The sequence below is a fragment of the Methylohalobius crimeensis 10Ki genome (genome assembly GCF_000421465.1).
In the GTDB taxonomy this organism is placed as follows: Bacteria; Pseudomonadota; Gammaproteobacteria; order Methylococcales; family Methylothermaceae; genus Methylohalobius; species Methylohalobius crimeensis.
This window is the reverse complement of the sequence record NZ_ATXB01000001.1, coordinates 1,025,229-1,051,073: the sequence shown is the minus strand read 5'-3', so window position 1 is coordinate 1,051,073 and position 25,845 is coordinate 1,025,229. Positions and strand designations below refer to the sequence as shown.

23 protein-coding genes are annotated in these 25,845 nt (G+C 59.0%); 15 read left to right on the top strand and 8 right to left on the bottom strand.

Annotation, left to right across the window (positions count from 1 at the left end; all coding sequences use genetic code 11):
- Nucleotides 1-16: 16 nt before the first annotated feature.
- Nucleotides 17-1,294 (bottom strand): glucose-1-phosphate adenylyltransferase, encoded by a 1,278-nt coding sequence (glgC, locus tag H035_RS0105395; protein WP_022947978.1) that lies wholly within the window; start codon nucleotides 1,292-1,294, stop codon nucleotides 17-19.
- A 118-nt stretch (nucleotides 1,295-1,412) separates the two neighbouring features.
- Here glgC and glgB point away from each other — a divergent pair, with 118 nt between their 5' ends.
- Together glgB and glgA are read left to right on the top strand one after the other, a co-directional pair.
- Nucleotides 1,413-3,584, top strand: a complete 2,172-nt coding sequence (gene glgB, locus H035_RS0105390) for a 1,4-alpha-glucan branching protein GlgB (protein ID WP_026596293.1) — start codon at nucleotides 1,413-1,415, stop codon at nucleotides 3,582-3,584.
- Nucleotides 3,581-5,056 carry a glycogen synthase GlgA gene (gene glgA, locus H035_RS0105385; protein WP_022947976.1) on the top strand — a complete coding sequence of 492 codons (1,476 nt, stop codon included), beginning with the start codon at nucleotides 3,581-3,583 and terminating at the stop codon, nucleotides 5,054-5,056. The genes glgB and glgA overlap by 4 nt, the downstream gene beginning before the upstream one ends.
- Here glgA and guaD read toward each other — a convergent pair whose 3' ends face one another.
- Nucleotides 5,057-6,382, bottom strand: coding sequence for a guanine deaminase (guaD, locus tag H035_RS18325; protein WP_022947975.1), 1,326 nt, complete (start codon nucleotides 6,380-6,382; stop codon nucleotides 5,057-5,059).
- Nucleotides 6,379-7,182, bottom strand: a complete 804-nt coding sequence (locus tag H035_RS0105375; RefSeq protein WP_022947974.1) for a TIGR01458 family HAD-type hydrolase — start codon at nucleotides 7,180-7,182, stop codon at nucleotides 6,379-6,381. The genes guaD and H035_RS0105375 overlap by 4 nt, the downstream gene beginning before the upstream one ends.
- A 156-nt stretch (nucleotides 7,183-7,338) precedes the next feature.
- On the opposite strand from H035_RS0105375, the gene fae reads away from it, so the two are divergent.
- The gene (fae, locus tag H035_RS0105370) at nucleotides 7,339-7,890 is read left to right on the top strand and encodes a formaldehyde-activating enzyme (protein WP_022947973.1); all 552 of its coding nucleotides are present in this window, start codon (nucleotides 7,339-7,341) and stop codon (nucleotides 7,888-7,890) included.
- Nucleotides 7,891-7,945: 55 nt separating this feature from the next.
- Complete coding sequence (locus H035_RS0105365; protein ID WP_022947972.1) at nucleotides 7,946-8,971, top strand: isocitrate/isopropylmalate dehydrogenase family protein; 1,026 nt, start codon at nucleotides 7,946-7,948, stop codon at nucleotides 8,969-8,971.
- Between the two features lie 157 nt (nucleotides 8,972-9,128).
- On the opposite strand, the gene H035_RS0105360 is transcribed toward H035_RS0105365, so the two are convergent.
- Entirely contained in the window at nucleotides 9,129-9,308 is a 180-nt protein-coding gene (locus H035_RS0105360) for a hypothetical protein (RefSeq protein ID WP_022947971.1), read from the bottom strand.
- A 242-nt stretch (nucleotides 9,309-9,550) separates the two neighbouring features.
- Between H035_RS0105360 and H035_RS0105355 the strand changes: the two genes are divergently transcribed.
- From H035_RS0105355 to hepT, 9 genes are all read left to right on the top strand, one after another.
- Nucleotides 9,551-10,483: a nucleotidyltransferase domain-containing protein gene (locus H035_RS0105355; protein ID WP_022947970.1), complete on the top strand. Its 933-nt coding sequence runs from the start codon at nucleotides 9,551-9,553 to the stop codon at nucleotides 10,481-10,483.
- Nucleotides 10,484-10,497: 14 nt separating this feature from the next.
- Entirely contained in the window at nucleotides 10,498-12,105 is a 1,608-nt protein-coding gene (locus tag H035_RS18320; protein ID WP_022947969.1) for a MutS-related protein, read from the top strand.
- Complete coding sequence (locus tag H035_RS0105345) at nucleotides 12,102-12,590, top strand: flavin reductase family protein (RefSeq protein WP_022947968.1); 489 nt, start codon at nucleotides 12,102-12,104, stop codon at nucleotides 12,588-12,590. The genes H035_RS18320 and H035_RS0105345 overlap by 4 nt, the downstream gene beginning before the upstream one ends.
- Before the next feature lie 11 nt (nucleotides 12,591-12,601).
- On the top strand, nucleotides 12,602-13,279 hold the full coding sequence (locus H035_RS18315; protein WP_161624003.1) for an HAD family hydrolase: 678 nt from the start codon (nucleotides 12,602-12,604) through the stop codon (nucleotides 13,277-13,279).
- Nucleotides 13,255-14,022, top strand: a complete 768-nt coding sequence (locus H035_RS0105335; RefSeq protein ID WP_022947966.1) for a Nif3-like dinuclear metal center hexameric protein — start codon at nucleotides 13,255-13,257, stop codon at nucleotides 14,020-14,022. The genes H035_RS18315 and H035_RS0105335 overlap by 25 nt, the downstream gene beginning before the upstream one ends.
- A 19-nt stretch (nucleotides 14,023-14,041) precedes the next feature.
- A complete protein-coding gene (locus tag H035_RS0105330; protein ID WP_022947965.1) occupies nucleotides 14,042-14,710 on the top strand; it encodes an ABC transporter ATP-binding protein in 669 nt (222 codons plus the stop codon).
- Nucleotides 14,697-15,473 (top strand): ABC transporter permease, encoded by a 777-nt coding sequence (locus H035_RS0105325; protein ID WP_022947964.1) that lies wholly within the window; start codon nucleotides 14,697-14,699, stop codon nucleotides 15,471-15,473. The genes H035_RS0105330 and H035_RS0105325 overlap by 14 nt, the downstream gene beginning before the upstream one ends.
- 74 nt (nucleotides 15,474-15,547) lie before the next feature.
- Nucleotides 15,548-15,961 (top strand): type VII toxin-antitoxin system MntA family adenylyltransferase antitoxin, encoded by a 414-nt coding sequence (gene mntA, locus H035_RS0105320; RefSeq protein ID WP_022947963.1) that lies wholly within the window; start codon nucleotides 15,548-15,550, stop codon nucleotides 15,959-15,961.
- A 63-nt stretch (nucleotides 15,962-16,024) separates the two neighbouring features.
- A complete protein-coding gene (gene hepT, locus H035_RS18310) occupies nucleotides 16,025-16,372 on the top strand; it encodes a type VII toxin-antitoxin system HepT family RNase toxin (protein ID WP_268741928.1) in 348 nt (115 codons plus the stop codon).
- 257 nt (nucleotides 16,373-16,629) lie between these two features.
- Here the strand turns inward: hepT and pntB are convergent, their stop codons facing one another.
- The 3 genes from pntB to H035_RS18305 form a co-directional block, all read right to left on the bottom strand.
- Nucleotides 16,630-18,027 carry a Re/Si-specific NAD(P)(+) transhydrogenase subunit beta gene (pntB, locus tag H035_RS0105310; protein WP_022947962.1) on the bottom strand — a complete coding sequence of 466 codons (1,398 nt, stop codon included), beginning with the start codon at nucleotides 18,025-18,027 and terminating at the stop codon, nucleotides 16,630-16,632.
- Between the two features lie 12 nt (nucleotides 18,028-18,039).
- A complete protein-coding gene (locus H035_RS0105305) occupies nucleotides 18,040-19,608 on the bottom strand; it encodes a Re/Si-specific NAD(P)(+) transhydrogenase subunit alpha (protein ID WP_022947961.1) in 1,569 nt (522 codons plus the stop codon).
- 305 nt (nucleotides 19,609-19,913) lie between these two features.
- Nucleotides 19,914-21,068, bottom strand: a complete 1,155-nt coding sequence (locus H035_RS18305) for a mitochondrial fission ELM1 family protein (RefSeq protein WP_022947960.1) — start codon at nucleotides 21,066-21,068, stop codon at nucleotides 19,914-19,916.
- 235 nt (nucleotides 21,069-21,303) lie between these two features.
- Between H035_RS18305 and H035_RS0105295 the strand changes: the two genes are divergently transcribed.
- Nucleotides 21,304-22,230, top strand: a complete 927-nt coding sequence (locus H035_RS0105295; protein WP_022947959.1) for a sulfotransferase domain-containing protein — start codon at nucleotides 21,304-21,306, stop codon at nucleotides 22,228-22,230.
- On the top strand, nucleotides 22,227-23,189 hold the full coding sequence (locus H035_RS0105290; protein ID WP_022947958.1) for a hypothetical protein: 963 nt from the start codon (nucleotides 22,227-22,229) through the stop codon (nucleotides 23,187-23,189). The genes H035_RS0105295 and H035_RS0105290 overlap by 4 nt, the downstream gene beginning before the upstream one ends.
- Here the strand turns inward: H035_RS0105290 and H035_RS20710 are convergent.
- Nucleotides 23,155-25,845: an EAL domain-containing protein gene (locus H035_RS20710; RefSeq protein WP_022947957.1), complete on the bottom strand. Its 2,691-nt coding sequence runs from the start codon at nucleotides 25,843-25,845 to the stop codon at nucleotides 23,155-23,157. The two genes, H035_RS0105290 and H035_RS20710, sit on opposite strands and share 35 nt — an antisense overlap.

Below are 25,845 nucleotides of genomic sequence, written 5' to 3'. Positions count from 1 at the left end.
TCCGCCATGCCTCGCATCAACGCACGAAGTGGATCTTCTGGCCGAGCATATCCGGGGTAACGGTCACGATACCGCCGGGACTGACATCGAAACGCGCTTTGTCTTTTTCCAAATCGTAGCCGATCTCCATTCCTTGCGGAACATCGCAGCCGCGGTCGATGATCGCGCGCCGAACCTTGGCGTAGCGGCCGATGTTGACGTCGGGCAACACCACCGAATGCTCCACCAAGGCCCAGGAGTTGACGCGCACATTGGGAGACAGGATGGAATGGCGCACCGTGGAACCGGAAATGATCACCCCGCCGCAGACCATGGAATCGAATGCATGACCGACGCGATCGTGGGCCGTGTCCTCGAAGACGAATTTCGCCGGGGGCACCTGCTCCTGGTAGGTCCAGACGGGCCAATTCTTGTCGTACAAATTGAGCTCCGGATTGACCCCGATCAACTCCATATTGGCGGCCCAATAGGCGTCGATGGTCCCCACATCGCGCCAGTAGCTTTGCACGCCGGTTTGCATGTTGAGGAAAGGATAGGCAAAGGCGCGGTATCGGTTAATCACCTCGGGAAGGATGTCCTTGCCGAAATCGTGACTGGATTTGGAGTTGTCGGCATCCTTGATCAACTGTTCGTACAAAAATTTGGCATTGACCACGTAGATCCCCATGGAAGCCAGCGCCGTATCGGGACGCCCGGGAATTGCCGGCGGTTGATCCGGTTTTTCGACGAAATCGACGATGCGGCTGGAGTCGTCCACGTGAATCACCCCGAACGCGCTCGCATCCTTGACCGGCACCTCGACGCAAGCCACGGTGATATCGGCCTTATTCTCCACATGATAGGCCAGCATGGCACCGTAGTCCATTTTATACACGTGGTCGCCAGCCAGAATGAGCACGTATTCCGGATCGTGCGGGCGCAGAATATCCAGGTTCTGATAGACCGCGTCCGCCGTGCCCTTGTACCAGGAGTCGTGGATCCTCTGCTGGGCGGGGAGCAAATCGATAAACTCCCCCAACTCGCCGCGGAGGAACCCCCATCCCTTCTGGATATGGCGAATCAAGGAGTCGGCCTTGTACTGGGTCAGCACGCCGATGCGCCGGATACCGGAATTCAAACAATTGGACAGGGTAAAGTCGATGATTCGATATTTGCCTCCGAAGTGAACCGCCGGCTTGGCGCGCCAGTCAGTGAGTCTCTTGAGCCGGCTGCCGCGCCCCCCGGCGAGAATCAGGGCAACCGTTTGACGAGTCAGGAGGCTGACGAAGCGTTGGGGGTAGTTGTTTTCGGACATGGTATTAAGATCTCCTTGGCCTGGCGGAATTTGCTACTATAGTTCCAAAACGCAAAATCATTATTAAGGCATCGGCAAAGTGAACTCAAGTATTTCCTCATCCGACAGGACGCATGGATTGTCGCCAGCCTTGGAGTTGATCGTCCAAGCGCGACACTACGACCCCTTTTCGGTACTGGGCCGTCACCACGAACAGGGCGACGACATTGTGCGGGCATTTTTCCCGGGCGCCCGCAAAGTCCGGATCGAAAACGGGCCGGAATTGACGCCGACCAAAAAAACCGGCCTGTTCGAAGGGTCCATCAAGGATCACGATATTCCATTGCATTACGCCCTACTATGGACCGATGCCAAGGGGCAGGAGCACCGCTCCATCGAGCCTTACACTTTCGCCCCACAGATCCCCGATTTCGACCTCTATCTATTCGGCACCGGGAAACATTGGCACATCTATCGGATCTTGGGCGCCTCCCTCAAAAACGTGGACGGCGTGGACGGAACCCTATTCGCGGTTTGGGCACCGAATGCCGAGCGGGTCAGCGTGGTCGGCGATTTCAACCAATGGGACGGACGCCGCCACCCGATGCGTTGCCGCTACGATTCCGGCGTTTGGGAACTGTTCGTCCCCGGACTCGGCGAAGGCACCTTATACAAATTCGAAATCCGCAATCGTCACAGCGGCGATGTGTTCGTCAAGACCGACCCCTACGGCCGTTTTTTCGAACTGCGCCCCAATACCGCGGCGATCGTCGTTCGCGACGACCAATATGAATGGAATGACCGGGACTGGATGCGAGACCGCCAGCAATGGGACTGGCAACACAGCCCCATGTCCGTCTACGAAGTGCATTTGGGCGCCTGGCGGCGGGACAAGGACGATGGTTTTCTGGGCTACCGGGAACTGGCGCGGCAATTGGTGGAATACGTCAAGGAACACGGCTTTACTCACCTGGAACTGATGCCGGTCACCGAGCATCCCCTGGATATTTCCTGGGGCTATCAGACCACCGGTTATTACGCCCCCACCAGCCGTTTCGGATCTCCGGACGATTTTCGCTGGTTCGTGGATTACTGCCACCAAAACGATATCGGCGTGATCATCGACTGGGTGCCGGCGCATTTTCCCAAGGATGCCTGGGCCCTGGCCTGGTTCGACGGCGCCCCCTTATACGAACACGCCGATCCGCGCCGCGGCGAACACCCCGACTGGGGCACCTTGATCTACGATTACGGCCGCAACGAGGTCAGGAATTTCCTTTTCGGCAGCGCCATGTATTGGCTCGAGGAATTCCATATCGACGGCCTCCGGGTCGACGCGGTCGCTTCCATGCTGTACCTGGACTATTCGCGTCAGCCGGGCGAATGGATTCCCAACAAGTACGGCAGTAACGAGAATCTGGAAGCCATCGATTTTCTGCGCGAACTCAACAATATCACCCAGGAACAGCATCCCGGCACCGTGGTGATCGCCGAAGAATCCACCGCTTGGCCCCAGGTCACCCGCCCCCCCTGGGTGGGCGGCCTGGGATTCGCCATGAAATGGAACATGGGCTGGATGCACGACACCCTCGCCTTCCTGGCCAACGACCCGGTTTACCGCCAATACCATCACGACCAACTCACCTTCGGTCTGCTCTATGCGTTCACCGAAAACTTCGTCCTCCCCTTCTCCCACGACGAAGTGGTGCATGGCAAAGGCTCCATGCTGGCCAAGATGCCGGGAGACGAATGGCAGCGGTTCGCCAATCTGCGCCTGCTTTACACCTATATGCTGACCTATCCGGGGAAAAAGCTCCTGTTCATGGGCAGCGAGCTGGCCCAACCCTCGGAATGGGATGTCGAGCGCGAACTGGAATGGGACCTCCTGCAATACCCGCTGCACCAAGGCGTCCAAAGCCTGGTGGCGGACCTCAATCGCCTCTACCGGAACCAGCCGGAACTCCATCAGTACGATTTCGAGTCGCCGGGATTCGAATGGGTCGACTGCCACGATTCCTCTCAATCCACCTTGAGTTATCTGCGCAGGAGCGCTGACGATTTTCTCCTCGTCGCGCTCAATTTCACGCCGGTGCCGCGCCACGACTACCGCCTGGGCGTACCCGAGCCGGGCGCCTATCAGGAGATTCTCAACTCCGACTCCCAATTTTATGGCGGCAGTAATCTGGGCAACGGCTGGATCGAGGCCGACCCCATTCCCTGGATGGGACGCCCCTATTCCATCAGCATTACCCTGCCCCCCTTGGCAGGCGTGGTCTTCTGTCGCCAACCCGAAGAAACAGCCGCTTCGTGAACATCCTTTTCCTCGCCAGCGAACTGCATCCTCTGATCAAAACCGGCGGCCTGGCGGACGTGGCGGGCAGCCTTCCTCAAGCCTTGCGCGAACTGGACCACGACGTACGGGTACTGTTGCCCGCCTATCCCCAAGCCAAAGCGCAATGCACCGACCTGAATCCGGTGGCGGAATTTGATCTTTTGGATCGTCCCGCCACTTTATTGGACGCCACCCTTCCCGATATCGCCATGCCGGTGTGGCTCCTGGACGTCCCTCCTTGGTTCGATCGCCTCGAGAACCCCTATTTGAGCCCGGAGGGAGAGCCCTGGCCGGACAATGCCGAGCGTTTCGGCGGTTTTTGCTGGGCGGGCTTTCATCTGGCTTTGGATCGGCTCGGTCTCGACTGGCAACCGGACGTGGTCCATTGCAACGACTGGCAAACCGGGCTGGTGCCGGCACTTCTCTCCCAGGAGAAAACGCGACCGGCCACCGTGTTCACCATTCACAACCTGGCCTATCAAGGCGTTTTTCCCCCGGCGGTTTTTTCCCAACTGAGACTCCCCCGCTCTTTATGGCATATGGACGGACTGGAATTCCATAGCCAGCTGTCTTTCATCAAGGGGGGATTGATGTACGCCGATCGAATCAACACCGTCAGCCCCACTTATGCCAAGGAAATCCAAACGCCGGCTTTCGGCTGCGGCCTGGAAGGCGTGCTTAAGGCACGCAAAGAACACCTCTCCGGCATTTTGAACGGCATCGACACCCACAAATGGAATCCGGCCACCGACCCCTGGATTCCCCATGTCTACGACCGCGATTCGCTGCGACAGAAATCGCTCAGCAAGGCCGCCCTGCAAAACCGCTTCAAACTTCCCCAGGAACCCGACACGCCGCTGTTGGCTTTCATCAGCCGACTGGTGCCGCAAAAAGGAATCGATCTGATTCTGCAGTCGCTCACCCATTTGATCGATTACCCGCTCCAATTCGTGTTTCTCGGCAGCGGCAACAGCGACTTCGAGCATGGCTTGTTTTATTGGTCGCGCCGCTATCCCGACCGGGTGGCGGTCCATATCGGCTTCGACGAACCTTTGTCTCACCTGGTCGAGGCCGGGGCGGATATCTTTCTCATGCCATCGCGGTTCGAACCTTGCGGCCTCAACCAAATGTATAGCCAGCGCTACGGTACGGTACCCGTCGTCCACCGTACGGGGGGACTTGCGGATACGGTGGTGGATGCCACGCCCGACCGATTGGACAATCATACCGCCACCGGCATCGGCTTCAGCCAGCCCGTCGGCGGCGCCTTCCAGGAAGCGGTCAAACGGGCTTGGCTGCTCTACAGCCAAAAAGACACCTGGCGCGATTTGCAGCAAACCGGAATGGCCCAAGATTTCTCCTGGAAACGGAGCGCCGCCGAATACCACCGACTCTACAAGCAAGCCCTGGACGACCTCGAGGCTCGCCCCAAAACCGGGCTCAGCGTCTAGTCACTTCCGCGCCGGACCCCGCCCATGGTTTTGGAAACTGCCGCCAAGCGCCTTCCCGGCCACGTAGGTGGCGCGTGACGGGGACCGGGCGGCCAAATGCATGAGCACGAACAAGGCATCTTCCAGGTCGCGGCAGCGCTGCAAGCGCTCGTTCAGATAGTCGTCGTCATTCGGCGCCAACACCCAGAAGTCGGCCCATTTTCCCGCTTCGAAATTGCCGATTTCCCGATCCAATCCCAACGCCCGGGCCGCTCCCAAGGTCACCCAATAGAGAAGCTGACCGGCATCCAGAGAAACCGACCGGAGACGCTGAACCTTATGGGCCTCCGCCAACTCCCCCCACACCGAGAAATTGAGGCCCGCACCGATATCGGTTCCTATGGCCAGGGGGACGCCGTGTTCCAGATGGCGTTCGAGCGGGAACAAACCGCTTCCCAAAAACAGATTGCTGCTGGGGCAATGGCATATTCCGCAGCCGCTCTCGGCCAAGCGCGCCAATTCCATCTCCCCGGGATGAATGTTATGGGCCAAAATCGTTTTGTCGCCCAACAAGCCGAAGCGGTCGTACACATCCAGATAATGGGAAGCTTGAGGAAAATCCCGGGCCACGGCGGCGATCTCCTCCCGGGTTTCGTTGATATGGGTCTGAAGATACACTTGGGGATACCGCTTTTTCAGAGCCCCCAAAGCCTCCATGAGTTCGACCGAACTGGTCAGGGCAAAACGCGGGGTCAAAGCATAATGGAGCCGCGGGTGACCGGCATAACGGCGGATGAAGGCTTCGCTGCTCCGATAGACCGTCTCCGGATCGGTCAACAACTCCTCCGGACCGTCCCTATCCATGACGGTGACCCCGGCGATCAGGCGCACCCCTCCCCGGCCGGCGGCTTCGAAGAGGGCTTCGGTGGCATCGAGAAACTGGGAACCGAACACCATGGCGCAAGTGACACCGCCGCGTAGCAAATGCCATATCAGCTTGTCCGCAACCCGGGCCGCGTAGGCTCGATCCCGAAATGCCGCCTCCGCCGGGAAGATGGTCTCTCGCAGCCAGCGCAGCAAGCCCCGATTGGGAGCGGCCACGGCGTAATATTGGGGAAAATGGAGGTGGGCGTCGATCAGGCCCGGCAGGATCCAACCTTCACGGTACTCCACCCGCCCGACGGAAGCAGGCAGGCGCGGCAAAATGGCGTCCCGCTCGCCCACCGCCACGATGCGACCGTCGTCTCCCACCCACAAGGCACCCCGCTCGATGATTTCCAACGCGCCGGACGCGGCGAAGGGATCGCCCTGCAGATGGGCGACGGTACCCAGATACACCGTACTCATGGGATCCCCAACACTTGCGGCAAGTCGCGAATCGAGTCGATGATCCCGTCGGGTCGAACGGAAACGGCGCGGACATAGTCCTCCCGGTATTTTCCCGTCTTGACCAAAATGCCGGACAAACCCGATGCCTGGCCGCCACCGATGTCCGCATCGATGTCATCGCCCACGATGGCCACCTGGTCGGCTGGAAGCCCCAGGTCCTGCAACGCCAATTCGAAAAACGCCGGCGAGGGCTTGCCGATAATTTGGGCTTGTTTGGCGCCGGCGTATTCCAAAGCCGCGACAAAACCGCCCAGATCCATTTGCAACCCTTCCTCGGTCCGCCAGAATCGATTCTTATGCACCGCAATCAACGCCGCGCCTTCTATCAGAAGCCGAAAAGCCCGGTTTAGGACGGCGTAATTCCACCTCTCGCCGATATCCCCGACCACCACGTAATCGGCATGGGTATCGGATTGTCGGAAAGCTGCGAAATCGCACTTCACGTCCTCGGCCAAAAGAAGGTGGCAGAGCGGATCGTCGCACGACTGAAGGTAAAGCAACACCGCCTGGGGGGCGCTGATGATCTCTTCGCGCGGAATATCGAACCCCAGCGCATTCAATTTACCCTGAAGAGAGGCCAGGGAAAGAGTGCTGGTGTTGGTGATGAAGCGGCACCCGTACCCCGCCTCGCGGATGCATTCGAGCGCTTCGCGGGCGCCTTCGATCACCTGACCGCCCACGTATAAAACCCCGTCCAGATCGAAGAGAAACCCTCGGACGGACTCGAGCCTCGTCACGCCGGCATTAAAATCAATCATGACCGAACTGTATTGAAATGATCGGATATTCGCAGTTTACCACTATCTCATTCGCTCGCCATCGGCGATGGCTTTGAAGTTCCCCTCATTCCCCACTGATTGATATACTAGGGGGTTGTTTTTTCATTCCCACAACATCACAAGGAGATGCCAAACATGTCCGAGATTCCGATTTTCAAGACCGGCGAGGCCACCGTGTTCGCCAGCGAGGATCAGGGCACCGACGCCATGCCCGAAATCGTCCTGGGGGCCGCCAACGGTCCGGTGGGCACCGCCTTTGCGACCCTGATGGGGCAAACCGAAGGCCATACCCGCCTGTTCGCCATCCGCGCCTGCAACCAGCAGGTCAAGCCGGCCACGCTGATGGTGCCCAAAGTCACCATGAAAAACACCGCCTACATTTCCCTGTTTTTCGGGGTGGTGCAATCGGCGGTCGCCGACGCGGTGCTGGACAGCGTCATCGACGGCGTGATTCCCAAGGAATGGGCCAACGAGATGTGCATCATCGTCAACGTGTGGCTCGATCCAGAGTGCGGCGTCCAGGAAAACCCGGACAAAAAAGATCTTTATCGGACCAATTACGAAGCGACCAAGCTGGCGCTCAAGCGCGCCCTCAACGACGAACCCGGGATCGACGAGTTGATCGCCAACCGGAAGAAAATCCATCATGAAATGTACGACCCGGTCACAGGAGAATCCTTGTGGTGAGTGATCCGCGGCCTGTCTCGTCCCACTTCGTTTCCAACCTCCGGAGAACAACCCTATGCATACTGTGACGCTGATTCCCGGCGACGGCATCGGCCCGGAAATCACCGAAGCCGCCGTCCAAGTCGTCGAAGCGGCCGGCGCCCCTATCCAGTGGGACCGGCAACTGGCCGGCATGAGTGCCGTGGACCGGCACGACACCCCCCTGCCGGATGCGACCCTGGACTCGTTCCGCCGCAACCGGGCCGCCCTCAAGGCACCCTTGACGACGCCCGTGGGCGGCGGTTATCGCAGCGTCAACGTGACCCTGCGCCAGGAATTCGACCTCTACGCCAATGTCCGGCCGGCCCTGTCCTTCGAGGGAACGCAAACCCGTTACGGCAATGTCAACCTGGTCACGGTACGGGAAAACACCGAAGGTCTGTACGCGGGCATCGAGCATTACATCAAGGCCGAAGGCAAGACCATCGCGGCCGAGAGCATCGCCGTGGTCACTCGCAGCGGTTGCGAACGGATCATCGAGCACGCCTTCCGCTACGCTCGGCAAACCGGGCGTAAAAAAGTCACCGCGGTGCACAAGGCCAACATTCTCAAATGCACCTCGGGGCTGTTTCTGGAAATCGGACGGGAAGTGGCGCAGAAGTATCCGGAGATCGAGTTCGAGGATCGCATCGTCGATGCCTGCGCCATGCAGATGGCGATGCACCCGGACCAGTTCGACGTGATCGTCACCACCAACCTGTTCGGTGACATCCTATCGGATCTGGCCGCGGGCCTCGTGGGAGGACTGGGACTGGTCGCCGGCGCCAACATCGGCCGGGAAGCGGCGATGTTCGAACCGGTTCACGGCAGTGCGCCGGACATCGCCGGCAAAAATATCGCCAATCCCACCGCCATGATCATTGCCACGGTCATGATGCTCGACCATCTCGGCGAACAAGCCGCGGCGCGCCGGATCGAACAGGCGGTTCGCGAAGTGATCCGGGAAGGCAAACACGTCACCGCGGATCTGAAACCCGGCTCCATCTGCTCTACCCCGGAAATGGCTGAAGCGATCGCGGAAAAAGTCCGACTCGCTGGCTAAGTTCGGAAATCGGAAACCGCTCTCTCCAAGCTTTGTCGGCAAACGGAGCCGGCGTTTCGGCAAACTGGCGTGTCAAAAAAATTGACAGTTGGGAAGGCGACACGGCGCGATATGCTCAGTGTCGCCTGTTCCGTTTTGCGGCGGAAAAACAGCTGCTTCACAAAACCACGATCAGACTGGTGCCTGAAACTTCCACCGGTTTGCGCCACTCGGCGGAGATCCGATCGGCGCAAGCGCGCGCTTGATCCGGATCGTCGAAATAAGCGGTGATCATACCGGCCACTTCGTAGGCATAACCTTGAAAAGAGCGGATCAGAGTCTGAATGCGACGATTCATGATTGGGTCCTCCTCTCAAAAATAGCGGACTTTGGGCTTATCTCTGCATTCCCTGTGCCAGGCACAGGAAATTCTCTTAAATCAAAGAGATAAACCGATCACGTTGTAGTAGTTGTTTGTCAACGACAATTTTTGTCAAAAATGCTGACAAATTTCAACACTTCAACGTGTTTTGCTCAACCCCTCAGTTAAAAAAATCTTCAACTAATAAGACGTACCTCAATGCCGGTATAATCTGATTCATGTTTCAGGCTCGTGATTTCATCATCACCCGGGAAGGACTGGTTTTCGCCGTCACCTTGAACGAAACCGAGGCGGGGCGCGTCGTCGCCTGCCTGCGTTACGCCCCCACGCCCGCCGGACTTCGCAAAGTCACCACCCATGAAGCGGAAGCGATCTTGCGGACCCGCTATCCCCGGTATCTTTACTACTCTCCGCGTAGAGACGCGCTCCTGCACGCCGTGCCCATCAATGCGGTCGAAACCCATCTATGCCCGCGCCAACGCCTGCGGGAATTGCTGGACCGTCCCGCCACCGAGCCGCTAATCGACAAATTGCAGCGATTGGTGGATCTGTTCGAGGTGGAAGGACTTTCCAGCGAACAGCTGGGAGTGACCGGTTCGCTGTTGATCGGTCTGCAGCACGAAGCTTCCGACCTGGACCTGGTGGTTTACGGCCGCGAACCGTTCGAACAGGCCCGCCGCATCGTCCGCGACGGCTTCGCCCACGGATGGTTGCAAGCACCCGACCGGGCGCTGTGGCGAGCCACCTACCAGCGCCGCGGGTGCGCTTTGAGCTTTGACGAATACCTTTGGCACGAACAGCGAAAGTACAACAAGGGCGCCATCGACGGAACCAAATTCGATCTGATTCTGATGGAGGAAAATTCCATGGATGCCGATCCCCGTCTATGGTGCAAATTGGGGCGCACCCGTATCCGCGCCCCCGTCATCGATGCCGAGGGCGCTTTCGCCACCCCCGCCCGCTATCGTCTCGACCACCCGGAGATTCCCCTTGCCTTGTGTTTCACCGCCACTTATCTGGGCCAAGCCGAAGCGGGGGAACGGGTGGAAATTTCCGGTCACCTGGAACAAGCCTCCGACGGGGAACGCCGAATCGTCATCGGCACCAGCCGGGAGGCGCCCGAAGAATACATCAAAGTCATCCCATCTTGAGGAGGAACGCGGCCATGCTCGAAAAGCTCTCCAATCATTATTCCCCTTTTCTCAGCCAGTGGCAGGAGGGGGCCGAAGTTAAAGCGTCCCGGCCCAGCGAAGCGGGGGGCTTGGATCCCGCCACCGCCGATACCATGGAGGTGGAAGCCCTGTTCGACGCCGTCGACGGCACCCGCACGCTAATCGGTCAGGCCACCCTGCACCGTTCCCTGACCAACCCTTTGACCGACATCGATCTGATTCGCGCCAAGCAGGAGGCATTGCGCGAACTCCAGGCCAACGACGGGCTGCGCCGAGATCTGGAACGATTGGTCGAGAACGCCGCCCATCCCGAGCGGGAGAGCGAATTCTACAAACTCCTTTACGCGTTTTTCCTAGGGCTCGCCGGGACGCCGGTCAATTCCCGGGAAATCAAGGGATTCGGCTACGAGGCCTATCTCAACGGGACCCGTTTCATCCTGGAAACGGTCGACCGGGCAAAGCAGCTGCCGACCGCGCAAAGCCCCTACCTCAAAACCTTGATCGCCACCCTGACCGATTTCGCCGCCAGCCGCAGCCACGCCCTGATGCAAGGACCGGCCTACCGGACCGAGAAACGCCTGTTGACGAAGGCGGAAAAGGGCTGGCTGCCGGCAATCCGCTTCCGCCCTTCCCTGTTTAAACCGGGCTTGATCGCCGCCGGCGTGGGCGGCCTTCTGCTCGCTTGGACGGGGCTGCCGGCGCTGTTGAACCTGTCCCGCCCGGCACTCGGCGTTGCCTGGCTGTTTCTGCTTCCCTTGGGCGCGGTCTATACCCCCATCGTGGGCACCTACGACCGGGATCGTTTTATCTATCCCTTGCGCAAGACTTTCCGGGAAGCGACCGAAGTTCATAGTCTGTTGGAGGCGCTGGGCTATCTGGACGAACTGCTGAGTTTCCTGCGTTTTGCCGATGACTTCGGTCATCCCACCTGCCTTCCGGAGATGCTCGACGACGGCCACCACCGCTTCCTCGGTCGGGATCTGCGCAACCCGATTCTGGGAAAGGCCAATCCCGACTATGTGCCCAACGACATCGACCTGGACACGCACCGCCTCACCTTCATCACCGGCCCCAACAGCGGCGGCAAGACCGCCTTCTGCAAGACCTTGGCCCAATCTCAATTGCTCGCCCAGATCGGAGGCTTCGTGCCGGCCAGGGAAGCGCGTTTGACGGTGGCCGACCGGATCTTCTACCAAGCGCCGGAAATCAGCCATCTGAGCGATCGGGAAGGCCGCTTCGCCACCGAGCTCAAGCATACCAAGCGGATTTTCCTGGCCACCACCCCCAAAAGCTTGGTGATCCTGGATGAACTGGCCGAGGGCACCACCTACGAAGAGCGCTTGAAGATTTCTTCCGACATCATGGAGGGTTTTCACAAAAAGGGAGGGACCAGCCTCCTGGTCACCCACAATCACGAACTGGTGGACCAACTCATCGAGCGGAACATCGGGCAACCCAAGCAGGTGGAATTCGTCGGCGACCGTCCCACCCATCGTCTCATCGACGGCATTTCCCGGGTCAGCCACGCCGATCGGGTGGCCAAGGAAGTCGGCTTTTCCAAGGAAGACATCGAGCGTTACCTGAAAGAGGAAAAGCCGTGACCCGCCCCAGCGAACTCCTCAAGACCTTGACCGCCGGCGTCTATGTCGTCGGCGTGGCCGCCGGCGAGCATCGCAACGCTTTCACCGCCGCCTGGGTCATGCAAGTGTCGTTCGATCCGCTCCTGGTCGCCTTGAGCATCCATCCGCGCCATCGCTCCTACGCCCTTCTCCAGTCCGGCGGCGGTTTCACCGTCAACCTGCTGGCCAGCGATCAATTGGACCTGGCGCGCCATTTCGGACAAGCGGCGACGAGCGACAAGCTGGCGGGTATCGAGTGGCGGCCCGGAACCATAGGCGCGCCCATCTTGACCGAATCCCTGGCCTATTTGGATTGTATCGTCCGCGACGAATATCCGGCCGGAGACCACAGATTGGTACTGGGGGAAGTGACGGGCGGGGAAATCCAGCGTCCGGGCGAACCGATGAATTATCGCGATACCGGCGACATGGATGGGGCCAGTCGCCTGTATCCGGAGAAGTTTTGAAAGCAACCGCCATGCCGTCACCCTATGACGCCGTCATCCTGGATATGGACGGTCTGATTCTGGACACCGAAGCCCGCTACCGTCAAGCATGGCGGAGTGCGGCCGGTATCCTGGGATTCGAGCTGGACGATACCCTGCTGAAAAAGCTGTCCGGGCTTTCCGTCGACGCCGTGGAAACTATTTTATGTCGGGCCCTGGGTCCCGGATTCGACTTCGAACGCTTCCTTGATACCGGCACCCGGTGCTGGCATGAGGCGGTAGCTCGTGAGGGCATCCCGGTCAAATCCGGCTTCGGGGATTTGCTTGCCACCCTGAAGCGGCAAAGGCTGCCGTTCGCCCTGGCCACCAACAGCCACCGCCCCGATGCGGAAAACTGTCTGAACCTGGCCGGCATCCAAGCCCATTTCCCCATTATCGTCACCCGCAGCGAGGTCGCGCACGGCAAACCCGCACCGGATATCTATCTCAAGGCGGCCGAGCAGCTTGCCCTGGCCCCGGAAAATTGCCTGGCGGTGGAAGACTCGGAGGCCGGACTCCTTGCCGCATTCCGGGCGGGAATGCAGCCAGTATGGATCCCCGATTACGCACCGGTTTCGGAAACCGCTCAAAGACTCGCCGCGGCCCGTTTTTCATCTCTCGACCAACTCGCTCACAGTTTGAATTTATGTCCATTGAACGCGATCGATTAACCGCCTTTTTCAACCGACTATTGGAACCCGAACGCTACCAGGACTACGGTCCCAACGGTCTGCAAATCGAAGGGACCGAAACGATTTCCAAAATCGCCTTCGCGGTTTCGGCCACCGTCCGATCCGCCCAGAAAGCCATCGAAACCGGCGCCGACGCGTTGGTGGTCCACCACGGCCTGTTCTGGCGCTTCCACGGTCCTCGTCCCCTAGTCGGTCCTTTCGCCCAGCGGGTCCATCCCTTGGTGCGCCATCGCATCAATCTCTACGGCTACCACCTCCCCCTCGACGGGCATCCGGAGGTGGGCAACGCCGCCGCCCTCGCCCGCCGGATCGGCCTGACCGACCTGTCCCCTTTCGGCGAATATCAGGGCGCGACCGTGGGCATGCAAGGCACCCTTTCCAACCCATGCGCGCCCAAGACGTTACAGCAACGCCTGGAACAAGTGCTCGAACATCCGGTGATGCTCGCCTGCCCCGAGCCCGAAGCCCGCCTGTCCCGGATCGGCATCATCACCGGCGGCGCCAACGGGGAATGGAAACAGGCCCTGGCCGCCGGCATGGACGCCTACATCACCGGCGAGATGAGCGAGCACGATTGGCACGAAAGCCAGGAGGCGGGCATCCACATGTTCGCCGGCGGCCATCACGCCACCGAGCAGTTCGGCGTGCAAGAATTGATGGTCAAGGTGAGCGAAGCTTTCCCAGTGGAGTGCGTTTATCTACCCTCGGACAATCCGGCTTGAGGAAAACGCCGTCTCCGCCATGACCGGAAACCTCCTCCTCCGTTTCGACCACGTCAGCGTGACGGTCGGAAAAAAGGCCATTCTCAAGGACCTCAATCTCACCTTGAATCCGGGGGAAAAAATCGCGCTTAAGGGCAAATCCGGCTCGGGCAAGAGCACGCTGCTCAAGACCGTGCTGGGGCTCTATCCCCTGACGGGAGGCACGCTTTTTTTCCTGGGAAAACCGCTCGACCGGGCAACGATTCAAACCCTTCGTGGCTGCACCGCCTACATCGACCAGGAACCGGTGTTGGGCGCCGACACGGTCAGGGAGGCTCTGATGCTGCCTTTCCGCTTCAAGGCACACCGGGACAGACAGCCTTCCGAGCCCCGCCTGCACGAAACCCTTAAGCGGGTTCGCCTGCCGGAAACGATTCTCGGGCAGGAATGCCGCCGAGTCTCCGGCGGCGAGAAACAACGCATCGCCGTCGCCCGCGCTCTGCTGCTGGGAAAAAGCCTCTTTCTCCTCGACGAAGTAACCAGCGCGCTGGATCCGGTAAGCAAACAGGCGGTGATGGACGTGATTTTCGCTTCCTCTCACACGGTTCTGTCGGTCTCCCACGATCCGGCCTGGCTCGACCGCTGCGAGCGCGTGTACGAACTGGAAGCAGGTCATCTGCGCGAGGAGAAGCCCCATGGATACGCTTGATATCGCCGCGCCGCAAATGACCCTCCTGTATGCCCTGGTCCTGGTGCCGTGGCTGCTGCTGGGGCTCATCGGTCTGAGGATGAGCGGCGAGATCGCGATCGCCCTCGTGCGCATGAGCCTGCAGCTCGCCTTGGTCGGCGTCTATCTCAAAGCCCTGTTCGCCTTCAATCACCCCTTGCTGAACGGCCTCTGGCTGTTGGTCATGCTGGTGGCGGCGGATCTCACCATCCTCCGCCGCAGCGGTTTGAGGATACGCCGTTTCTTCCTTGCTACCTTGACCGCGGTGGCCGCCAGCGTGCTGCTTTCCACCGCCTATCTGGTATTTCTGGTGATCCGTCCGCCGCAGATCCACGACGCCCGCTATCTGATTCCCTTGGCGGGCATGATCCTGGGCAATTGCCTGCAAGCCAACGTCATCGCCCTGGAGCGCTTCTATGCGGCGATCCGAAAAAACGAATCGGAATACCTGACCTTCCTTCTCCTCGGCGCCACCCGCTGGGAAGCGGCGCGGCCTTATTTTCGAGAGGCGGTGAAGGCAGCGGTCAATCCAATCCTGGCCAGCATGGCGACCCTGGGGCTGGTCTCGCTTCCCGGCATGATGACCGGCCAAATTCTAGGCGGATCAGAACCCTGGGTAGCGGTGAAATATCAAATCGCCATCATGGTAAGCATTTTCACCGCCACCACCGTGGCTTCCATACTCAACCTCAAACTCAGCCTGGCAATCGCGTTCAACGAGTTTGATGTGCTCAGGGAGGAATAGATTTACCATGGGAAGGCGTGCATATGGGTGACACGAGGCGACAAGGGTGAAAATGTTCAGAAGGAGGTGACCATATGATCGCCGAGAACGAGATCGTTCGAACGGTGCTCACGGCTTTCCCCGCTACCCAGGCGATTTACCTGTTCGGTTCCTGGGGAACGGAAAACGAGTGGCCGGACAGCGACGTGGATATCGCCGTGTTGCTGCCGCCCGAGACGGCGCAAAAGGCCGGCAGCCTTACCCTGAGCGAATTGCGTTATGCGCTTGAACGACTGCTTGACAGGAACGTGGACCTGATCAACCTGCGCCGGGTATCGACCGTGTTTCAGAAAGAAATCGTCATGGCCGATCGGCGGATCTTCTGCGGCAACCGATACGCGGCCGACGAATTCGAAATGCTGGTCCTGTCCTTATACCAAAAGCTTAATCAGGAACGGGCGGAGGTGTTGGCCGACGGATTGCGCAGCGGGAGATTTTACCAACTATGAATGAGGTCATTCTGAACAAGAAAATCAGCATCGAACGCTGTGTTCACCAAATCAACCAATATTATGCTCAGGACAGGGGCGTCCCCTATTGAACAAGATTTTCTCAAACAGGATGCCATCGCCATGAATCTGCAGCGGATCTGCGAATTGGCGATCGACATCGCCAATCACCTTATCAAAACCAAAAAACTGGGATTGCCCCAGGACAGCAGAGATTCCTTTGCTCTATTACAGCGCGCAGGGTTGATCGGTGCCGAACAGATGAAAACCCTGCAAGCGATGGTGGGCCTTCGCAATATTCTGGTGCATGAATACCAGGAATTGGATCTCAAAATCATGGTGGATGCGATCGAACACCGCATGCGGGAGGTTGTCGATTTCGCAAACCTCGCCTTGAAGGCGGCGGACTGAAAGGGCAAAAACGCTTCGCGCTACCGGACCAGCGAAGCATCGAGCGCCACGGCGATTCCGAAAGCTATCTTGAGCCAACCGATCTCTTCCTTAATGACAACCGTAGGGGCAACCCCCCGTGGTTGCCCTCCCCCTCCTTATCAAGGCTGGGGCAGGCACAGGGGCCTGCCCCTACTGTTTAAGGATCAGGGCAGGGACAGGGGGGGACCTGCCCCTACAATTGAAACCAGGATCAGGGCAGGCACAGGGGCCTGCCCCTACTGTTTAAGGACGGCCAGCACTTTCTCCAGGCTGTCCTTGGCGTCCCCGAACAGCATTCGGGTGTTGTCGCGGAAGAACAGCGGATTGTCCACCCCCGCATAGCCGGTGGCCATGCTGCGCTTCAAGACGATGCAGGTGTTGGCCTTCCACACCTCGAGCACCGGCATCCCGGCGATGGGGCTTTGGGGATCCTCCTCGGCGGCGGGATTGACGATGTCGTTGGCGCCGATCACCACCGCCACATCCGTAGAGGGAAAATCCTCGTTGATCTCGTCCATCTCGAAGACGATATCGTAAGGGATCTTGGCCTCGGCCAGAAGCACGTTCATGTGCCCCGGCATCCTACCCGCCACCGGGTGGATGGCGAAACGGACGTTGACGTTTTTACTCCGCAGGGTTTTGACGATCTCGGCCACCACGTATTGGGCCTGGGCGACCGCCATCCCGTAGCCGGGCACGATGACGACGTTCTTGGAACCGTCCAACAACCCGCCGGTTTCGTCGGAATCGATCGCCTGGACTTCGCCCGCTTCCCCGGCCGCCGCCGCGGCGGTGCCGCCCTCGGTGCCGAAACCGCCGGCGATGACGCTGAGGAAATTCCGGTTCATTCCCCGGCACATGATGTAGCTGAGGATCGCCCCGCTGGAACCCACCAAAGCGCCGGTGACGATCAAAAGGTCGTTGGAGAGCATGAAGCCGGTGGCCGACGCCGCCCACCCCGAGTAGCTATTGAGCATGGAGACCACCACCGGCATGTCCGCGCCGCCGATGGCCATCACCATATGGACGCCGAAGGCGAAGGCGATCGCGGTCATCAGTATCAGCGGGATCATCCCCACGCCGACGCTTTCCAGGCCCAGGAACCACTTGCCCAGCAGCACCGCCGCCACCAGCAGGGCCAAATTGAGCCAGTGGCGGGCGGGAAGCAGGACCGGCTTGCCGGAGATTCGTCCGCACAGTTTGCCGAAAGCGATCACCGAGCCGGTGAAGGTCACCGCCCCGATCAGCACTCCGAGATAGATTTCCACCTCGTGGACGGTCTTGGCGACGCCTTCGAAACTGGCGCTCGGATCGATGTAGTTGGCATAGCCGATCAGCACCGCGGCCAGCCCCACCAGGCTGTGAAGAATGGCCACCAATTCCGGCATCTGGGTCATCTGCACCCGGCGGGCGACATACACCCCCACCGTCCCGCCGATCACCATGGCCGAGATCACCAATCCGTAGGTGGTGACCCGCTCCGATAAAACCGTGGCCAGGATCGCCAGGGTCATGCCGACGATGCCGTAGAGATTCCCGCGCCGGGCGGTTTCCGGATGGCTCAACCCTCGAAGAGCCAGGATGAATAGAATGGTCGCTGCGATATAGGAAACGATAATAACGCCCTGTGGCATGTCACACCCCCTTTATTGATTTTTTCGGAACATGCCAAGCATGCGCTGGGTCACCCAAAAACCGCCGAAGATATTCACGCTGGCGATCAATACCGCCACCCAGGCGAGCAACTTCAGCATCACCCCGGGGGAGGAAACCTGAATCAACGCCCCGATGACGATGATCCCGGAAATGGCGTTGGTCACGCTCATCAGCGGCGTATGCAGGGCGGGCGTGACGTTCCAGATCACCATATAACCGACGAAACACGCCAGCACGAACACGGTGAAGTGGGACAGGAACTCGGCCGGCGCCACCATGCCCATGCCGTAGAGGCCCAACCCCGCCACCGCCAACAGTCCGGCGGCGATCCATTGCGTGGGCAACTTCCTTTTTTCCGGCTTCTCCTCCACCGGAGGCGAAGCCACCGCGCCGGCGGGTTTTTCCTCCTTGGACACCGGAATCGGCGGCGGCGGCCAGGTGATTTTGCCTTCCTTGACCACGGTCGCGTTGCGGATCACCACATCGTCCATATCCACGTGAACGATGCCGTCCTTTTCGGGACACAGATCGGCCAGTAAATGACGCAGGTTGGTGGCGTACAATTGGCTGGCGGTGGTGGGCATTCGGCTCGGCAGATCGGTATAGCCGATGAGGGTGGCGCCGTGCTTCTTCACCACTTCGCCCGGCACGGTGAGTTCGCAGTTTCCTCCCTGCTCGGCCGCCAGATCCACGATCACGCTGCCTTCCCTCATGGACTCCACCATGCCGGCGGTGATCAGCTTGGGAGCCGGTTTGCCGGGAATCAAGGCCGTGGTGATAATGATGTCCACCTCCATCGCCTGACGGGCGAACAATTCCATTTCCTTGCGGATAAACTCCTCGCTCATCTCCTTGGCATACCCGCCCGCTCCGGCACCGGTCTCTTCCTCCATCTCAACCTGGAGGAACTCGGCCCCCAGACTCTCCACCTGATCGCGCACCTCGGGGCGCACATCGAAGGCGCGCACAACCGCGCCCAAGCTGACCGCGGCGCCGATCGCCGCCAATCCCGCCACCCCGGCACCGATCACCAGGATCTTGGCCGGCGGCACCTTGCCCGCGGCGGTGACCTGTCCGGTAAAAAAGCTGCCGAAATGCTCGGCCGCCTCGATGACCGCCCGGTAGCCGGCGCAATTGGCCATGGAACTCAAGGCATCCATTTTCTGCGCCCGGGAGAGCCGGGGAATGCTGTCCATGGCCTGTACGGTCGCCTTTTTGGCGGCGAATTTGTCCATCAATTCCGAATGCTGGGCGGGCCAAATGAAACCGATCAGATGCCCTCCTTCCCGCAACAAATCGGCTTCCTCCCCACAGTAAGGATGGGTTTCCGGCGGACGGACCTTAAGGACAATATCCGACTCCGCCCACAACAGACGGGCGTCTTTGACGATCTCAACGCCGGCTTCCCGATAGGCGTCATCGGTAAAATTGGCATCGCGCCCGGCGCCCGTCTCGACAGCGACGGAAAAACCAAGCTTTTGGAGTTGCTCGGCCACACTCGGGGTAGTTGCCACCCGGCGTTCCCCCGGATGAACCTCTTTGGGTACTCCGATTTTCATAACGTGCTCTCTCTCCTAAACTTATTTATTTTTTTGCGAATATAATCCTGCCTCGCAGCGACAACCTCATGCTTTCTGTCGCCAAAGGTTGTTCGCCGCTAAACTAAGCAGAAAAATCAGACAGGGTCAAGCATGATGCAAGGGATGGATGGCCACAAGCGGCCGCTTCTATGAGGTTCATCCGCCGCCCCGCATGATAAGGGCAACCCTCTGTCGTTTCCTTAAAGCGGTATCGACCCGGAAACTCGGGAAGGATTGGATAGGAATCGGGGATGCCTGATGAACAGAAAAATGCTAAGAAAGGATCAGGAAAAAACCGGATTCAAGGACTCGCTACGGGAAGCCTTCAGCGTTCGGGACTCTTCCACGAACAAGGACCTAACGCGCGACACCGCACGGCACATATCGGTGGAAAAATCCGGAATGGGTCCGACGGGAAAAGGCTGTCCCAGCCAAACCGCACGGCGTTCGGCGATCATTCGTTCGTGCACCCGGGAGATATCGCGGGTCAGACGCTTGGGCGCCCCATGCATCGCCCAGCGATAAATGGAAGCGCGCAGACGGTTCCAACTCACATCCTGCCAGCATCGAGCCACTTTGCCGAGATCGAAAATATGCACCGGCTTGCCAGTGGCGCAAGATTCGGTCAGCATGGAAACACTGTCGCTGGTGACCACGATTTGATCCGCCAAGGCCAAATAACCGTAATAGGGATTCTCCCGGGAATCCGGAGACCAGCGAAACAAATGCGCGGGCGCGGTAATACTCGCGGCAAAGGTCTCCAAAATGTCCGGCGGCGTTCGGGCGCTGGTGGTTACCAGCAAAGCACCGTTCAGTTCCCGAGCCAGTTTGTCCACCTGCGTGGCCAACTGGCGCGCCGCCGCTTGATCCATGAGGTAAGGACCACTCGAGCCGCCGATCATGACCGCGATTACAGGACGCCGAAGATGCGCCAACCGCGGCTGCCAGCGCTTGGCTTCGCGGGCGAGGCGATTCCGAGTGACTCGATGCAGGGTCGTCCCGTTGTGGAGGACGTTGGCTCGACGAGGCAACCGATATTGAGGCGTCGTGATCACCAGATCGAAGCGGCTCAGGCGATTCCAGGGTCTGCCGATGTGGACCAAGCGCACCCGTTTGCCCGCCTTGGCGGCCTGACGTTGAACCCAGCGACAGATGGGCTCGTTGCGAGCACTCGCACTGATGATCAAATCCGGCCAGGGGGCAGCGAGGGAGTCGGATTGCTCCTCGTGAATACCGGACAAGGAGGCTCCCACCAGCAGATAGGGCACGTACTTGCGGTAGGTAAATTGCTTGATCTCGAAGGGCCAGTTCAAAGCCTCGGCAAGCGCCAGCACCTGCGCGTTTTCCCCGGCGCGATGATTAAGCAACGCCCAGACACGGGGGGCAGTGGGGGCAACACACGTTTGTCGACCGATCCAGTGATGCAACATAAACCACATACCCTGCTCCTGCGCTACTTGCTCAATACTATAGCAGACAAAAAACAACAAATTGTATTTTTGACGCAAATCTACTACAGTTTGACTCTCGAAACAAGGTCGGCCGCCCCCTGCTCGTGCAATTTCTTAGAGATTGCACGAGAAAGCCAGCGGGATTATTCGTATAATCAAATTCAGATATCCATTAGATATTCGTCTAGATATTCGTCGACTTCAATTACTTCCGGATTTACCCATGCATACCCTTTGGAAAAAGGTTTCTCGCCATCTGGCCCTAGCCGCCGCTTGCTACCTTCCCGAGCAGCGCCGAATCGGCCTGGAGCGACGTTTGCGCGGGCGCGAGGAAGCACGCAAGCTCGCCCTCTGCGATGCGGCCATCGTCTCGTACGGAAAAAGCGGCCGCACCTGGCTGCGCGTCATGCTGTCACGTTTTTATCAAACCAAGTACGGGCTGTCCTCTCGGCAGTTGTTGGGTTTTGACAACTTGCACCGTCAAAGCTCCAGCATCCCCAAACTATTTTTCACCCATGACAATTATTTAAAGGACTATACCGGCCACGCCGATTCCAAGGCCGATTACGCCGGCCACAAGGTAATCCTGCTGGTACGCGACCCTCAAGACGTAGCGGTTTCCCAATTTTTCCAATGGAAATATCGGATGCGGCCGGCGAAGAAAATCCTTAATCAATATCCCCCGCACGACAGCGATATTTCCCTGTTCGATTTCGTGATGTATGAAACGGCGGGGTTGCCCAAGATTATCGATTTTCTCAATCTCTGGGCCGAGGAGATGCCGAAGCTGGACGATCTGCTTCTGGTCCGCTACGAAGACCTGCGCAGCGACACCGCCGGGCAAATGAGGCGCATCACCGATTTCTTGGGAACGCCGGGGACGGAGGAGGCAATCCGGGACGCGGTGGAATACGCCTCGGTGGACAACATGCGCAAGCTGGAGCAGGAAAAGAAATTCTGGCTCAGCGGCAGCCGGATGGTCCCCAAGGATAAGGCCAATCCCCATTCCTATAAAGTACGCCGGGCCAAAGTGGGCGGCTGGCGCGATTATTTCGACGATGAACAGGTAGCTCGGATCGAAGCCTACGTCAACGAGCGACTCGATCCCGTCTACCACTACACCCCAACCAAACAAGCGGTGAACGCATGAGCGAATCCAAGGATTATTGCGTTTTCATCCATACCAATCATAAACAATGGATCGGCGCGCTGGTGGCCCAGTACGCCATGCAGCGCAATTCGGCTTTTGCCGACCGTTTCGACGTGCGCATCCTCCATCACCGGGATTACCCGTTCTTCCAGGAAATGGAAGGCAAATCTTTCCTCCGGGACGGGTACGAACGCATCTGGCGCAACGACGACCTGCAGTCTTTCACGCCCTTGCGCTTTATGCCGCCGCAGCTGATGAACTACCAAGGTCGGGCCATCGTAGTGGACCCGGACATTTTCGCCGTCGGCGACGTCTGGGAGCTATTGACGCGGGACATGGAAGGCAAGGCGATTCTCTGCCGCCCCCGTTCCGGCCCCAAATGGTGGATCGACAAATGCTACGCCTCCAGCGTGATGCTCATGGACTGCGCCAAACTCACCCACTGGCGCTGCGAGGAGCAGTTCCGAGCCATGTTCGACTTCCAACTGGACTACATGGACTGGATCGGCCTGCGCCGGGAACCTCAAGGGAGTATCGGCCTCTTCGAACCGGAGTGGAACGATTTCGACAAGCTGACCCCTGAAACCAAACTACTCCATAATACCCGTCGCCTGACCCAACCGTGGAAGACCGGGCTGCCCATCGACTGGACCCCGGCCGAACGCTTTCGCCTGTTTCCACCCATCGGCTGGCTGATGCGCACCCGCCGGCGCCTGTTGGGGGATCACGCTTTATTGGGCACCTACAGGCGCCACCCGGACCGCAACCAGGAACGGTTTTTCTTCGGCCTGCTCAAGGAATGCCTGGATCACGGCATTGTCAGCGAGGACGTGCTGCGCGAAGAAATGGGCCGCGATCATATCCGCCACGATGCCCTCGAAGTCCTCGACCGCACCCCGCCCTTGGGACCGCCGGGCGACCCCCTCAATCTGGGTTGGCGGCAAAGCAAAGCGGCTTGAGCTGGGAAAGCGCTACCGGCCGACCGAACAGAAAACCCTGCATCACCTCGCAACCGTACTCGCGTAGCAACGCATACTGGGCTTTCGTTTCCACGCCCTCGGCGATGACCTTGAGCCCCAGGTTATGGGCCAAGGCGATGAGGGTATTGACGATGGTTCGCCCCTCGGAATCCCAAGTCATATCCGCAATAAAGGATCGGTCGATCTTGAGGTTGGCAATCGGCAAGCGGCGCAAGTAACTCAGGGAAGAGTAACCGGTACCGAAGTCATCGATGCAGATTTCCATGCCCAATTTTTTTAGATTACCAAAAATCCGCATCGATCCCTCCGGATCGCCCATGGCCGCCGATTCGGTCAACTCGAGCTTGAGCCAATGCGGAGCCAGGCGATATTCTTCCAACAGCGCACTAATTAACCCAGGCAGCCTTGAGGTCAATTGATGCACCGACAGATTCACCGCCATCGTCACCTCCCCTTCCCGAGCGCCTAAAGCCCTTACCGTATCGCGGTACTGAGCGCATGCCGTGCGCAATATCCACTCCCCCACCGGTATCATCAAGCCGGTTTTTTCCAAGATGGGAATGAATTCGCCGGGACTCACCAAGCCGTGCTCGGGGTGACGCCATCGGAGCAAAGCCTCCAAACCGATGACATGCCCGTTTTGCGCCGCTACCTGGGGCTGATAGTAGAGCTCGAATTCCTCCCGATCGAGGGCGTTGTACAACTGGTTTTCCAGCATCAAGCGGCGCTTAGCCTGCGCATGCACCTGGCTGTCGAAAAACCGATAACCGTTATGACCGGCCTGTTTGGCATGATACATGGCCTGGTCGGCATGGGTGATCAGGTCATCCAGAGTCTCGGTGTTGGCGTCGGGATACAGGGCGATGCCGATGCTGGCGGTGACCGAACGCTTCAACTCTCCCAGCACAAAAGGCGCTTGCAGGCGGCTGATAATTTTGCGCGCCACCGTTTCCGCATCCTCGCGGGAGGTCAAATCATTCAAAATAATCGTGAACTCATCCCCGCTCAAGCGCGCCACCACGTCTCCCATGCGCGGCGCCTGCCGCTGTCTCAAACAATGCCTAAGGCGCTTGGCGACCTGCTGCAGCAACTGGTCTCCGACCTGATGGCCGAGGGTATCGTTGACGGTCTTGAAACGGTCCAGATCCAGCATCAACAAGGCCGTGTATTTGCCGTTGAAACGAGTACGCAACATTGCATGCCTCAGTTCGGCCTGAAACACCAGCCGATTGGGCAAGTCGGTCAAATGATCGAACCGCGCCAGTCGTTCCATCCCTTCTTGCCGCACCGACAGCCGCGACAGATCGGAAAACACCGCCACGTAATGGCTTACCTGCCCGTCGTCGTCGGTCAAGGCGCTGATGTGCAACCATTCCGGATACTCCGAACCGTTTTTGCGCCGGTTCCAAATTTCCCCCTCCCATTGGCCATTCTCGTGCAGCGATCGCCACATCCGGCGATAGAAGGCTTTGTCGTGATGGCCGGAACTGAAAATTTGAGGGGTTTTACCGACCAATTCCTCGGACCGGTAACCGGTGATCGTGGTCAAGGTTTGATTAACCATCAAAATCCTGGTGTCCGCATCGGTCACCAGGATCGCCTCGGCGCTTTGATTGAACACCTCGGCGGCGATCTTCAATTGCATTTCATTCTCGCGTTGCCTTTCCCTCTCCCGGCTGTTTTTCACCGCCACCGCCAAGATGGTGGCAAACTCCTTGACCAGCGCCTCGTCTTCGGCGGAAAAAGGCGTCTCGTCAAGGCGGTCGCATAAATAAACCCTGCCGTAACATTCTCCCCGATGCTCGATCAACGCCGCCACCAAGGATCGCATCGGCGGATGCCCCTGCGGAAATCCGACCGCCCCGGGATGTTCGGCCATATTCTCCAAGCGCAGCGTACCCGTTTTGCCCAAAACATCGATGCTCAACAACCCTTTTCCCTCCGGAAGCCGACCGATTCGATCGGCCGCCTCGGAACCCAACCCGGCATACACGAAATCCTCGATATCACCCTTTTCGTCGAGCAAGGCGACCGCGCCGTAGCGGGCACCGATCAATCGTCTCAGCATTTCGATACCGTGCTGAACCACCTCCCGTTCCGCATAGGTGTAGACCACGGTTTGCAGCAATTGCTTGGAGGCGTTTTGGAAATCCCTCAAATGACTGGTGTGATCGACCAAACGCTGGTGTTCCTCTCGACATCGCGCAAGCAAGCGCCGGCCATCCCGGCTCAACTGAAATTCCCGGGCCAGGGATGCCTCCAATAGGCTCAACAGGGTCACCGCTCCGACGAAACGATCGTCTTCACCCAAAACCGGCAAAGCCCCTACTCTCTCTACCTCCAAACGGCGTTTCGCCACTGCTACCGGCGTATCCGGCTCCAGTGGAGAAGGCGCCGGCTTGGGCAAAAGGTCGACTAGAATCCGGTCCGGATGAGCCGCCACTTGTTCCGCGGTCACAAGCCCTAAAAAAATTTCCAACTGGTGGGAGGTTTCAAAAACCGCAAATACCGAATAGTCGGGCAGCTGCTGCAAAACCGGTCGATCTTCGGGAGCGGCGTAGATCACCTGGCCGCTTAAAGCTTCACGGACACAAAGCGGTTGGGTAAGAGAAAAAAAATTGTTTTGTATATCCAT

Excerpts from the sequence above, each read along its gene's own strand:
- glgC (WP_022947978.1), bottom strand. The coding sequence starts at position 1,294 with ATGTCCGAAAACAACTACCCCCAACGCTTCGTCAGCCTCCTGACTCGT.
- guaD (WP_022947975.1), bottom strand. The coding sequence starts at position 6,382 with ATGAGTACGGTGTATCTGGGTACCGTCGCCCATCTGCAGGGCGATCCC.
- H035_RS0105375 (WP_022947974.1), bottom strand. The coding sequence starts at position 7,182 with ATGATTGATTTTAATGCCGGCGTGACGAGGCTCGAGTCCGTCCGAGGG.
- fae (WP_022947973.1), top strand. The coding sequence starts at position 7,339 with ATGTCCGAGATTCCGATTTTCAAGACCGGCGAGGCCACCGTGTTCGCC.
- H035_RS0105365 (WP_022947972.1), top strand. The coding sequence starts at position 7,946 with ATGCATACTGTGACGCTGATTCCCGGCGACGGCATCGGCCCGGAAATC.
- H035_RS0105360 (WP_022947971.1), bottom strand. The coding sequence starts at position 9,308 with ATGAATCGTCGCATTCAGACTCTGATCCGCTCTTTTCAAGGTTATGCC.
- H035_RS0105355 (WP_022947970.1), top strand. The coding sequence starts at position 9,551 with ATGTTTCAGGCTCGTGATTTCATCATCACCCGGGAAGGACTGGTTTTC.
- H035_RS18320 (WP_022947969.1), top strand. The coding sequence starts at position 10,498 with ATGCTCGAAAAGCTCTCCAATCATTATTCCCCTTTTCTCAGCCAGTGG.
- H035_RS18315 (WP_161624003.1), top strand. The coding sequence starts at position 12,602 with ATGCCGTCACCCTATGACGCCGTCATCCTGGATATGGACGGTCTGATT.
- H035_RS0105335 (WP_022947966.1), top strand. The coding sequence starts at position 13,255 with ATGTCCATTGAACGCGATCGATTAACCGCCTTTTTCAACCGACTATTG.
- H035_RS0105330 (WP_022947965.1), top strand. The coding sequence starts at position 14,042 with ATGACCGGAAACCTCCTCCTCCGTTTCGACCACGTCAGCGTGACGGTC.
- H035_RS0105325 (WP_022947964.1), top strand. The coding sequence starts at position 14,697 with ATGGATACGCTTGATATCGCCGCGCCGCAAATGACCCTCCTGTATGCC.
- mntA (WP_022947963.1), top strand. The coding sequence starts at position 15,548 with ATGATCGCCGAGAACGAGATCGTTCGAACGGTGCTCACGGCTTTCCCC.
- hepT (WP_268741928.1), top strand. The coding sequence starts at position 16,025 with ATGCTCAGGACAGGGGCGTCCCCTATTGAACAAGATTTTCTCAAACAG.
- pntB (WP_022947962.1), bottom strand. The coding sequence starts at position 18,027 with ATGCCACAGGGCGTTATTATCGTTTCCTATATCGCAGCGACCATTCTA.
- H035_RS0105305 (WP_022947961.1), bottom strand. The coding sequence starts at position 19,608 with ATGAAAATCGGAGTACCCAAAGAGGTTCATCCGGGGGAACGCCGGGTG.
- H035_RS18305 (WP_022947960.1), bottom strand. The coding sequence starts at position 21,068 with ATGTGGTTTATGTTGCATCACTGGATCGGTCGACAAACGTGTGTTGCC.
- H035_RS0105295 (WP_022947959.1), top strand. The coding sequence starts at position 21,304 with ATGCATACCCTTTGGAAAAAGGTTTCTCGCCATCTGGCCCTAGCCGCC.
- H035_RS0105290 (WP_022947958.1), top strand. The coding sequence starts at position 22,227 with ATGAGCGAATCCAAGGATTATTGCGTTTTCATCCATACCAATCATAAA.
- H035_RS20710 (WP_022947957.1), bottom strand. The coding sequence starts at position 25,845 with ATGGATATACAAAACAATTTTTTTTCTCTTACCCAACCGCTTTGTGTC.